At 72.2% G+C, this 8314-nt stretch carries 5 protein-coding genes; 3 read left to right on the top strand and 2 right to left on the bottom strand.

The genetic code is table 11. The features are described from left to right. Positions 1 to 416 precede the first annotated feature (416 nt). Both AB0946_RS17525 and ptsP read left to right on the top strand, forming a co-directional pair. Positions 417 to 866: a PTS glucose transporter subunit IIA gene (locus AB0946_RS17525; protein WP_171158315.1), complete on the top strand. Its 450-nt coding sequence runs from the start codon at positions 417 to 419 to the stop codon at positions 864 to 866. 79 nt (positions 867 to 945) lie between these two features. Beyond that, entirely contained in the window at positions 946 to 2616 is a 1671-nt protein-coding gene (gene ptsP / locus AB0946_RS17520) for a phosphoenolpyruvate--protein phosphotransferase (RefSeq protein WP_366761456.1), read from the top strand. A 93-nt stretch (positions 2617 to 2709) separates the two neighbouring features. Here ptsP and AB0946_RS17515 read toward each other — a convergent pair whose 3' ends face one another. Further along, a complete protein-coding gene (locus AB0946_RS17515) occupies positions 2710 to 3603 on the bottom strand; it encodes a hypothetical protein (protein WP_366761455.1) in 894 nt (297 codons plus the stop codon). 163 nt (positions 3604 to 3766) lie between these two features. Then, a complete protein-coding gene (locus AB0946_RS17510; RefSeq protein ID WP_366761454.1) occupies positions 3767 to 5734 on the bottom strand; it encodes an acetoacetate--CoA ligase in 1968 nt (655 codons plus the stop codon). Positions 5735 to 5949: 215 nt separating this feature from the next. On the opposite strand from AB0946_RS17510, the gene AB0946_RS17505 reads away from it, so the two are divergent. After that, positions 5950 to 8310, top strand: coding sequence for a glycoside hydrolase family 31 protein (locus AB0946_RS17505; RefSeq protein ID WP_366761453.1), 2361 nt, complete (start codon positions 5950 to 5952; stop codon positions 8308 to 8310). Positions 8311 to 8314 lie beyond the last annotated feature (4 nt).

The following is an 8314-nucleotide window of genomic DNA, read 5'->3' as shown; positions in this document are numbered from 1 at the left end:
GGCGTTGATTTTTGGCACGCTGTTGAGTTCTCAAGGAACGGTCGCTTCCTTTGTACTCACCCTCTCGGGCTTTCCTCCGGGCGCTTCCCTTCGGTGTTTCAAACTCTATCAGGGTTTTTCCGTCTCTCTGACCACCGATCCGCGAGCATGCGGAAGGAGATCCAGAGATAGGATCTGATGAGTTTGGTTGCTGTCGGAGGAGGATGCGGTTGCACGCCTCACTGCCCCCCGGCAGGAGTACGACTGTACACGGGGCCTCGGAGGCCATGCAAATCCGGTGAGCTGGTGGTCTAGACCACTAGCTGGTAGCTTCCATCCGGAACCGCCAGTTCACATGACATACGCTGCTGCTCAGTGCGCCGTCCGGGACTGCCAGTGACGGCCCGTGAACAGCTCCACTCCTTGGGAGGCTTCCCATGACCACCGTGACGTCCCCTCTTGCCGGGCGTGCCATCGGACTGGCCGCAGTGCCGGATCCGGTCTTCTCCGGGGCCATGGTCGGCCCGGGCACCGCGATCGATCCCGTGCGTGAGATCTCCGAGGCCGTGGCGCCCGTCGACGGCATCATCGTCTCCCTGCACCCGCACGCATTCGTCGTGGTCGACGAGAGCGGGCACGGGGTGCTCACCCATCTCGGCATCGACACGGTCCAGCTCAACGGCGAGGGCTTCGAGCTGCTCGTCAACAAGGGCGACACCGTGACCCGTGGCCAGGCCGTCGTGCGCTGGAACCCCGCCGCGGTCGAGGCCGCCGGCAAGTCGCCGGTGTGCCCGGTCGTCGCGCTGGAAGCCACTGCCGAGTCCCTCTCCGACCTCCGTGAGGACGGGGACGTGAAGGTCGGCGACAGCCTCTTCTCCTGGAACTGACAGCACTGCCGTCGTGAGGCGGCGAACAGGACAACCACCGCGGCGGCGGGACCCGCCGCACTATCCGGAGACGGGTGAGATGCAGACAACGCTGCGAGGCGTCGGCGTGAGCCATGGCGTGGCGATCGGCGAGGTACGGCACATGGGCACGGCGGTCCTGGAGCCGCCGGCCAAGCAGATTCCCGCCGAGGACGCGGAGTGTGAGCAGGGACGTGCCCGTCAGGCCGTGGACGCCGTGGCCGCCGACCTGATGGCGCGCGGCAATCTGGCGGGGGGCGAGGCCCAGGCCGTGCTGGAGGCCCAGGCCATGATGGCGCAGGACCCCGAGTTGATGGCCGACGTGGACCGGCGGATCGCCGTCGGCAGTACCGCCGAGCGCGCGGTGTACGACGCCTTCGCGGCGTACCGGGAGCTGCTGGCCGGTGCCGGTGAGTACCTGGCCGGGCGCGTGGCCGACCTCGACGACGTGCGGAACCGTATCGTCGCCCGGCTGCTGGGCGTGCCGATGCCGGGTGTCCCGGACAGTGACCAGCCTTATGTGCTCGTGGCCCGTGATCTGGCTCCGGCGGACACCGCGCTGCTGGACCCGTCCCTGGTCCTGGGTTTCGTGACCGAGGAGGGCGGTCCGACCAGTCACAGTGCCATTCTGGCGCGGGCACTGGGCGTGCCGGCCGTCGTGGCGCTGCCCGGTGCCGGTGAGCTGGCCGAGGGCACGCTGATCGCCGTCGACGGCAGCACCGGCGACGTCTTCGTGAACCCGAGTGAGGAGAAGAAGGCGGAGCTGGAGGCCGCGGCTGCCGCGCGCAAGGCCGCGCTGGCCGCTTCGACGGGTCCGGGGGTGACCGCGGACGGGCACAAGGTGCCGCTTCTGGCCAACGTGGGCGGGCCTGCGGACGTGCCGGCGGCTGTCGAGGCCGGGGCGGAGGGTGTGGGTCTGTTCCGTACCGAGTTCCTGTTCCTGGACGACAGCAAGAACGCTCCTTCCGAAGAGAAGCAGGTGGAGGCCTACCGGCAGGTGCTGGAGGCGTTCCCCGAGAGCCGTGTGGTCGTGCGGGTGCTCGACGCGGGTGCGGACAAGCCCCTGGACTTCCTGACGCCGGCGGACGAGCCGAACCCGGCGCTCGGTGTGCGGGGGCTGCGGACGCTGCTCGACCACCCCGAGGTTCTGCGCACCCAGCTGACGGCGCTGGCGAAGGCCGCCGAGGGGTTGCCCGTCTACCTCGAGGTCATGGCGCCCATGGTGGCGGACCGCAAGGACGCGAAGGCCTTCGCCGACGCCTGCCGTGACGCGGGGCTGCGGGCGAAGTTCGGCGCGATGGTCGAGATCCCCTCGGCCGCGCTGCGGGCGCGCTCGATCCTGCAGGAGGTCGAGTTCCTGTCGCTGGGGACGAACGACCTCGCGCAGTACACGTTCGCGGCGGACCGGCAGGTGGGTGCGGTGTCCCGCCTGCAGGACCCGTGGCAGCCGGCGCTGCTCGACCTGGTCGCGCTGTCCGCCGAGGCGGCCACGGCCGAGGGCAAGAGCTGTGGGGTGTGCGGTGAGGCCGCGTCGGATCCCCTGCTGGCCTGTGTGCTGACCGGTCTCGGTGTCACCTCCCTTTCCATGGGCGCGGCGTCGATTCCGTACGTCCGCGCGACGCTGGCGAAGTACACGCTGGCGCAGTGTGAGCGGGCCGCCGCGGCGGCGCGTGCCGCGGACAGTGCCGAGGAGGCGCGCAGCGCGGCTCAGGCGGTCCTGTCCGGCGAGTAGCCGTACCGGTCGCCGCTGGCGTGTCGGTTCAGGGGCGTCCTGCCTTCGGGCGGGGCGCCCCTGCCGCGTTCCGGCCGCGGTGTGTGCGGGGCCTCAGTGGCGGTGGTCCGCGGCGGTGCTCTCCTCTCCGAGGGCGGGCGGCTCGCGGTAGTCGACGCCGGGCTCCGGGGAGATCGGTTCTCCGGATTCGACGTCGGTGCAGTAGGCGTCGAACACCTCGGAGGCCGTCAGCGGTTCGAGGGCGCCGCCGCGCAGCCGCCAGCCGTAGACGCGGTCGGCCGTGCCGGCGGCGCTGACGCGGATCACGAGTCCGCCGGGGCTGCGGGTCGCGAGGCCGAGGGCGAGGACGCCGGCGAATTCGAGAGCTTCGGCCTCGTCCAGGCGGGTCGCCCCGTGGGGGTCCTGGTCGCCGTGCAGGACGGAGACGAGGGTGTCCGGGGGGCCGGAGACGGTGCAGACGAGGTGCCGGTCGCCGGGCGGGGCGGTGTCGAGGATGCGGACCACCAGGTCGGAGGCGCGGGTGAAGGCTGCCCTGCCGATGTCCTCGCCGCAGGTCGGGCAGGGGCCGAGGCGGGTGAGGAGGGTGGTGGCGTACTCCCAGGTGGCCTGGCGCACGGCTTCGTCCACGAGGACGGGCAGGAGGACGGTGAGCGGGCGGCCGTCGTAGGGGACGGTCGGGCCGGTGGCCGCCAGTTCCGCGGTGAAGCGGGTCCGGCTGGCGGGGGCTTCCGGGTCGAGGCCGGTGTCCGCGCAGTACACGGCGTAGTCCTCCGGGTCGAACAGGGCGAGGGTGGTGTGGTTGCCCTGTGCGGCGCGGTCCTGCAGGACGGCCTCCAGTTGCTGGAGGTAGGTGGTGTGGTCGTCGAAGGTGAAGCTGCGGTAGCGCCGCATGGCGCGGAAGTCGTGGTCGTCGGTGAGTACGCCGATGGTGCCGGCGATCTCGCGGCGCAGGACGCGCCGCATGGTCTGGTGGTCGGTGTGCGCCATGAATTCCCCCAATGCGCGGTCGATCAATGCTCACTCACCGTAACCGGCGGCACTGACAATGGCGGTGCCGCCGGCGGTCACGGTCCGGTGGTGAGGTCGTCTGCGCAGGTCACACCGTCTGGTTCGGCCACAGGCCCGGATGCGGACGGTGATCGTCCGGGGGTCAGGCGCGTTTGCGGGCCAGCTCCTCGTAGAAGCCGAGCAGGGCGAGGTCGTCGATGGAGCCGGGGTTCACCGCCTTCTCCAGGGGGGTGCCCTGGAGAAGGCGCTTGACCGGGACCTCGATGCGCTTGCCCGTGAGCGTGTGCGGTACGCCGGGGACCTCGATGATCTCGTCGGGGATGTGCCGCGGGGAGAGCTGCTCGCGGATGGCCTGCTTGATGCGGTCCAGGAGCGCCTCGTCCAGGACGGCGCCCGGTGCGAGGTGCACGAACAGCGGCATCCAGTAGCCGCCGTCGGGTTGCTCGATGCCGATGACCAGGGATTCCTTGATCTCTGGCAGGCGCTCGACGACCTCGTAGATGTCGGCGGAGCCCATGCGGACGCCCTGCCGGTTGAGGGTGGAGTCGGAGCGGCCGTGGATGATCACGGTTCCGCGTGACGTGACGGTGATCCAGTCGCCGTGCCGCCAGACGCCCGGGTAGGTGCCGAAGTAGCTGTCGTGGTAGCGGCTGCCGTCGGGGTCGTTCCAGAAGTGGATCGGCATGGACGGCATGGGACGGGTGACGACCAGCTCGCCGACCTCGTCGATGACGGGCGTCCCGCTGGGGTCCCAGGACTGCAGGTCGGTGCCCAGGCCGGGGGCCTGGAGTTCCCCGGTGTACACCGGGAGGGTGGGGACGGCGCCGGCGAAGCAGGAGCAGACGTCGGTGCCGCCGCTGACGGAGGCGATCCACAGGTCCTCGCGGACCTCGTCGTGCAGCCAGCGGAAGCCGTCGGGCGGCAGGGGGGAGCCGGTGGTGGCGACGCACTCCACCGTGGACAGGTCGTAGTCGCGTGCGGGGTGCACACCGGCCTTGCGGCAAGCCATGACGTAGGCGGCGGAGGTGCCGTAGAGGGTGGCCCCGGTGCGTTCGGCGACGCGCCACTGGGCTCCGGTGTCCGGGTAGCCCGGGCTGCCGTCGTACAGGACGACGGTGGTGCCCGTGAGCAGCCCCGAGACGAGGAAGTTCCACATCATCCAGCCGGTCGAGGTGTACCAGAAGAAACGGTCCTCGGGGCCGAGGTCGCAGTGCAGGCCGAGCTGCTTGAGGTGTTCGACCAGGATGCCGCCCTGCGACTGGACGATGGCCTTGGGCAGGCCCGTGGTGCCGGAGGAGTAGAGCACCCACAGCGGGTGGCCGAACGGGACCTGCTCGAAGACCGGCTCGGTGTCCCCGGCGGTCAGCGCCGCCCACTCCAGGGTTCCCTCGGGGGGCTCGGTGCCGAGCAGGGGGATGTGGACGACGGCGCGCAGGGTGGGCAGCTCGCGGCGGAGTTCGGCGACGACCTCCCGGCGGTCGTGCTCCTTGCCGCCGTAGCGGTAGCCGTCGACGGTGAACAGGACGACGGGTTCGACCTGCTGGAAGCGGTCCAGGACGCTGCGGGCGCCGAAGTCGGGGGCGCACGAGGTCCAGACGGCGCCGACGGCGGCCGTGGCGAGGAGGGCGACGACGGCCTGGGGGATGTTGGGCAGGTAGCCGCTGACCCGGTCGCCGGGGCGGACGCCGAGGGCGCGGAGTTCGGCGGCGAGGGAGCCGACCTGGCGGCGCAGCTCGGCCCAGCTCACCGGGCGTGGCTCGTGCGTCTCGTCCACGTACAAGAGGGCGGGTTCGTCAGCGCGGTCGGCGGCGGCGCGCAGGGCGTGTTCGGCGTAGTTGAGGGTGGCCCCTGGGAACCACTGGGCGCCGGGCATGGTGCGGTCGCCGAGCACGCGCGCGTAGGGCGTGGAGAACCGTACGTCGAACCACTCGGTGACGGCTTTCCAGAAGGTGTCCAGCTGGTCGACGGACCACCGGTGCAGGGCCGGGTACCCGCCCTCGGCCGGGGCGCCGTGGTGTTCGGCGGCCCATGCCTGGAACCGGGTGATGCGGGCCTGGGCGATCCGCTGGGGATCGGGCTGCCAGAGCGGCTGGGGGTTCGCGGTCGACATTGGTGCGGCTCCCGGGCTGTGCGCGTCGTGTGCGTCGGTCCGCGCACGGGCTGGGGTGTGCGCGTCACGCGGCTGACAGGGACGATGCCATGTGATCGACTTCTGCACCAGGGTGCGCTCCACACAGTCCATGTCATGAAGATGTGGTCCGGGCACGGGTGAACGGCAGTTGAACGACACGCGCGCGTGGGGCGCTCAGTGGCAGGGTGAGCAGCATGGACGGTCGTGACCTGGTGCGTTCGGTGAGTGTGGTCGGTTGTGGCAGGGCGGCGCAGGGGTTGCGTACCGTACGGGCCGCCTGGCGCAGGAGGCGTATCGACGCCGCCGGGCTGCCGCGGCGGGGGCCCGAGCGGGCCAGGGTGCCGGGCGAGGTGCGGGACGCGGAGCCGGGTCCCGGCGGTGGACTGATCCGGTTCGGCCGCTCGGAGCTGCGGATCGTCGTGGCGGTGAACGGGGCGGTGTTCTGGGGGTGGGACGGGGCTGGTCCGCAGCCGTCGTACGCGCTGGCGGGCAGCGGTCCCGAGCCGGATCCGCGGGCGGTGCTGGAGCCGGACAAGGACGGCGGCTGGCGTGTGGTGGCCGAGCGGGCGACCGTCGTGGTCTCGCGGCACGGTGCGGTGGAGGTGTGCACGCCGGGCGGGGTGACGCTGCGGCGGGATCTGCCGCCGCGCTGGTGGGAGCCGGTCGGCGGGGGTGCGGCGCGGTGGATGCAGCGGTCGGAGGTGGCCGCGGACGCCCGGATCTTCGGCCTGGGCGGGCGCGCGGGCGGGCCCCGGCTGCGCGACGGTAGGTACCGGCTGTGGAACACCGATCCCGGCCGGGCGTTCGGGCCCGGCGACGATCCGCTGTATCTGACGATGCCGGTGCAGCTGGTGGTGGCGGACGCCGGTACTCATCTGGTGTTCCACGACACCACCTGGGACGGGACGGTGGTCCTGCGGGAGGGCGAGGAGGGTGCCGGGTCCGGGCACGACCGGGCGGGGCACTGCGAGGTGCGGATGGACGGCGGTCCGCTGCGCTGCTGGGTGATGGTGGGGACTCCCGCGCGCGTGCTGCACACGTGGGCCTCGCTGACCGGGGCAGCCGCCCTGCCGCCCGCCTGGGCGCTGGGCCACCAGCACGCGCGGTGGGGCTTCGGCAGCGAGCAGGAGGTGCGCCGGATCGTCGCGGGCTACCACGAGCACGGGCTGCCGCTGGACGCCGTGCACCTGGACATCGACCACTATGACGACCATCAGGTGTTCACGGTCGACCAGGAGCGCTTTCCCAAGCTGCCGGTGTTGGCGGAGGAGCTGCGCCGGGACGGGATCCGGCTGGTGTCGATCGTCGATCCGGCGGTGCGGGCGGAGCCGGGCAACGCCGTGTTCGACAGCGGCGCGGCCGTGGACGCGTTCGTGCGGGACGCGCACGGCCGGACGGTGCGGGGTGTGGCGTGGGCCGGTGAGTCGGTCTTCCCTGATTTCACGGACGCACGCGCGCGTGCGTGGTGGGGCGGGCTGTACGAGGAGCGGCTGGAGCAGGGCTTCTCCGGCTTCTGGCACGACATGAACGAGCCGACGTCGTTCAGCGCCTTCGGTGAGCCGACGCTGCCACGTTCGGCCCGGCACGCCCTGGAGGGGCGCGGCGGCGACCACCGGGAAGGGCACAACGTGTACGCGTTGTGCATGGCGCGGGCCGCCTACGAGGAGTTGCGCGCGCTGGCGCCGCAGGAGCGGCCCTTCCTGTTCTCCCGCTCGGGCTGGGCGGGGCTGCAGCGGTACGGGGGCACCTGGTCGGGAGACGTGGCGACCGGCTGGCCGGGGCTGCGGGCGTCGCTGTCGCTGGTGCTGGGCCTGGGGCTGTGCGGGGTGCCGTACTCGGGTCCGGATGTGGGCGGTTTCGACGGCAGTCCGTCGCCGGAGCTATATCTGCGCTGGTTCCAGCTGGGCGCGTATCTGCCGCTGTTCCGCACCCACGCGGGTCTGCGGGCGGGGCGCCGGGAGCCCTGGGAGTTCGGTGCCGAGGTGCTGGAGCACGCGCGCGTGGCGCTGCTCGAACGGCGGCGGTTGCTGCCGTACTTCCTGACGCTGGCGCATCTGGCCCGGCGGACCGGCGCGCCCTATGTGCGGCCGCTGTGGTGGGGGGCGCCGGAGGACCGGGCGCTGCGCGACTGTGAGGACGCGTTCCTGCTGGGCGACGGTCTGCTGGTGGCCCCCGTCCTGGATCCCGGTGTCCGCCGGCGCGCGGTGCGGCTGCCGCGGGGCCGCTGGTACGACACGGTGACGGAGGAGGTCCATGAGGGACCGGGGCGGGTCGTGGTGGACGCGCCGCTGTCCCGGATACCGGTGCTCGCGCGCGCGGGAGCGGTGGTGCCCGTGCGGGGCGCCGACGGTGGGCTGGAGCTGGAGGTGTGGGCGCCCGCGCGCGGACGCACCGGGGCCGGCCTGGTGATGGCGGACCCGGGCGACGGGTGGGAGGAACCGGAGGTCGAACGCTATGTCGCCCGTAGGCACGGCGGGCGGGTGGTGGTCACGCGGGACCGGGAGGACGGGGTGGCGGAGCCGCCCTACCCGGTGCGCGTGCGCGGTCTCGGCTGAACCG

The organism is Streptomyces sp. NPDC046870 (assembly GCF_040704595.1).
GTDB lineage: Bacteria > Actinomycetota > Actinomycetes > Streptomycetales > Streptomycetaceae > Streptomyces > Streptomyces argyrophylli.
This window is presented reverse-complemented; position numbering and strand designations above follow the sequence as displayed.